The 2,686-nt window shown below is 75.4% G+C and carries 3 protein-coding genes and 2 pseudogenes; 2 read left to right on the top strand and 3 right to left on the bottom strand.

All coding sequences use genetic code 11. The annotated features are described in order from the left end of the window. Positions 1-332 (top strand): annotated as a pseudogene (locus ACRYR7_RS25145) (methyl-accepting chemotaxis protein); the annotation flags it as partial. Positions 333-489: 157 nt separating this feature from the next. Here the strand turns inward: ACRYR7_RS25145 and ACRYR7_RS25140 are convergent. Then, positions 490-726, bottom strand: coding sequence for a DUF6458 family protein (locus tag ACRYR7_RS25140; protein WP_432575099.1), 237 nt, complete (start codon positions 724-726; stop codon positions 490-492). A gap of 173 nt (positions 727-899) precedes the next feature. After that, the gene (locus ACRYR7_RS25135) at positions 900-1,619 is read right to left on the bottom strand and encodes an SDR family oxidoreductase (protein WP_432575101.1); all 720 of its coding nucleotides are present in this window, start codon (positions 1,617-1,619) and stop codon (positions 900-902) included. Positions 1,620-1,813: 194 nt separating this feature from the next. Here ACRYR7_RS25135 and ACRYR7_RS25130 point away from each other — a divergent pair, with 194 nt between their 5' ends. Beyond that, positions 1,814-2,362, top strand: coding sequence for a TetR/AcrR family transcriptional regulator (locus ACRYR7_RS25130; protein ID WP_432575097.1), 549 nt, complete (start codon positions 1,814-1,816; stop codon positions 2,360-2,362). 90 nt (positions 2,363-2,452) lie between these two features. Here ACRYR7_RS25130 and ACRYR7_RS25125 read toward each other — a convergent pair. Continuing rightward, positions 2,453-2,686: pseudogene (locus ACRYR7_RS25125) on the bottom strand (aminoglycoside phosphotransferase family protein); the annotation flags it as partial.

The following is a 2,686-nucleotide window of genomic DNA, read 5'->3' as shown; positions in this document are numbered from 1 at the left end:
TCACGCGGATCAACGCCACGCAGACCGACGCGGGTGCGGCGGCCGGGGCGATCGGGCAGATCACCGAGGTCATCGGTCGGATCGACGCTTTGCAGGCCACGATCGCGGCGGCGGTGGAGGAGCAGTCGGCGACCACCTCGGAGATGGTGCGCAACGTCGGTGAGGTCTCCACGGGATCGCAGGAGATCGCGGTGAACATCTCCGGCATCGCCGCGGCCGCGGATCACACCACGGCCGGGGCGAACCAGACCGCGGCCACCGCCGGGGAGGTCTCGCGGGCGGCCAGTGAGCTGAACGAGCTGGTGGCCTCCTTCACCCTGCCGCGCACCTGAGGCGACGCCCCGGGCCGTCGGCACGTGCGGTGCGACCGGGTGCCCCCGCCCGACGGCGGGGGCACCGGGTCGATCCGGCCGTCGGTTCGGTGGCTGGAGCTCGCGGCGTTCCGGGCGCGCGGCGTGGCGGCGCCAGGGCGGCGGCCCGGGTGGGTGCTCAGTACTCCCGGGTGGTGCGCTGCTGGACGGTGTGCGCGGGGTCGGTCGTGGTGACGGTGGTGCTGGCGCGCCGGCGCGGCTGGAAGAGGGCGAACTCCAGCACCAGGCCCAGGGCGCCGACGGCCATGAGGATCCAGCCGACGACGGTGAGGTCCAGGCCGCTGACGTCGACGTGCACGGCGAAGGCGAGGATCGCCCCGAGGGCGAGGAGGAAGCTGCTGGTTCCCAGGCGCATGCCGCCAGCGTGCGCCGCGGCCGGCGTGCGCGCTCAGCGGGGGCGGGTGCTCTCACCCGGACGCCGCAACCGGCTCGCCCGCTCGGCCCCGCCGGGGAGAGCCCGCGGCAGGTGGTGGCCGCGATGCCCGACGCCGGTGGCCCGCCCACGGCCCGGCGGTGGCGCCTGGTCGATCAGTCCTGCGCGCTCGGGCGGATGGTGATGTCCCCGATCTCCACGTCCTGGGGTTGCTCGATCGCGAAGGCGATCGCGCGGGCGACGGCGGCGGGGTCCAGGGCCAGCGAGGCCGTGTTCTGCTCGATCCGCGTGCGCAGCGCCGGGTCGGTGATGCTCGCGGCCAGTTCGGTGCGCACGTAGCCGGGCGAGATCGACGTCGTGCGCAGCCAGCCCTCGGTGGACTCCTGGCGCAGCCCCTCGAGGATGGTGCGCACGGCGTTCTTGGTGCCGGCGTAGACCGCCATCGTCGGGGAGATCTTCAGTCCGGCGGTGGAGACGGTCGTGACCAGGTGCCCGCGGCGCTGGGCGCGGAAGACCGGGAGGGCGGCCGCGATGCCGTGCAGGACACCGCGGACGTTGACGTCGATCATCTGCGACCAGCCCTCGACGTCGAGGTCGGCGACCGGCGAGATGGTGCTGATGCCGGCGTTGCCGACCAGGACGTCCAGACGGCCGAACTCGCCGACGGCGAGGTCGACCAGCGCCGTCAGGTCCTCGCGCCGGGTCACGTCGGTGGGGCGGTGCGCGACCCGGCCGCCGGCGGCGCGCAGGTCCGCGGCGAGACGTTCGAGGCGGTCCTCGCGGCGCGCGCCCAGGACGACGGCGGCGCCGCGGGCGGCGAGTTCGCGGGCGGTGGCCTCGCCGATGCCGCTGCTGGCGCCGGTGATGGCGACCACCGGCGAGGACGGGGGACGGGCGGGCGCGGCGTGGGCGGGGACGGCGGGAGCGGGAACGGCAGGAGCGGGGGTGGTGGGCACGGCGGGCCTCCGGGGTCGTGGCGGGGGGCGACGGGCGACTACGATGCGGACACGTGTCCGTTCCTCGGACAGTACCGGACACGTGTCCACATCGTCGAGGACCAGGAGCCGCCGTGACCCCGCCCCGCGCGGACGCCGAGCACAACCGCGCACGGATCCTGCAGGCCGCGCGCGAGGTCGCCGCTGCCGCCGGCGACGCGGGGGAGGTCCGCCTCAACGAGATCGCCAAGCGGGCCGGGGTCGGCCAGGGCACCCTGTACCGGCACTTCCCCACGCGCGGTGCGCTGATGCTGGAGGTGTACCGGCGTGACGTCGAGGAGCTGCACGAGGCGGCCGTCGACCTGCTGGGCCGGCACCCCGCCGACGTCGCCTTCGAGCGCTGGCTGGAGCGGCTGGCCGAGTACGCCCGGGTCAAGCAGGGCGTCTTCGCCAGCGTGGAGGCGAGCACCCGCACCGGTGCCTCCGCCCACGGCGGTGAGCGCGTCCGGGACGCGGTGGAGCTGCTGCTGAGCGCCGGTCGTGCCGCCGGCACCGTGCGCGAGGACGTCGACGCCCGCGACGTGGTGCTGCTGGTGGGGTTCTTGTCCCGACTGGCGCCCGACGAGCGCGGCGCGCGCGCCCGGCACCTGCTGCTGCTGGTGCGCAACGCCTTGCGGCCCTGAACGCGCCCGCGGGGCGTGGTGTCCGCGAGGTCTCGCGGCCGCGCCCTCGCGGCTCGGGGTGTCACCGCGAGGCGTCGACCGAAGTGCTGGTCAGTCCTGCAGGGCGTTGACGAGGGTGCGGCGGTGGCGCAGCATCCACTCCGCGGACTCGATGCGCCAGGTCATCGCCCACGACGGCGCCGCACCCGTGCTGCTCAGACCCGCACCGGCTGTGACGCCGGCTTCGTCGGCCTGGGCCTTGGCGTTGGCCACCGCCACCTGCACCATCAGCTCGAACAGCTCCCCGCGGCGGGCGCGGGGCAGGCCGTAGCCGTCGACGAGCAG

It is taken from the genome of Kineococcus gurbantunggutensis (assembly GCF_050871925.1).
Classification (GTDB): Bacteria; Actinomycetota; Actinomycetes; order Actinomycetales; family Kineococcaceae; genus Kineococcus.
This window is presented reverse-complemented; position numbering and strand designations above follow the sequence as displayed.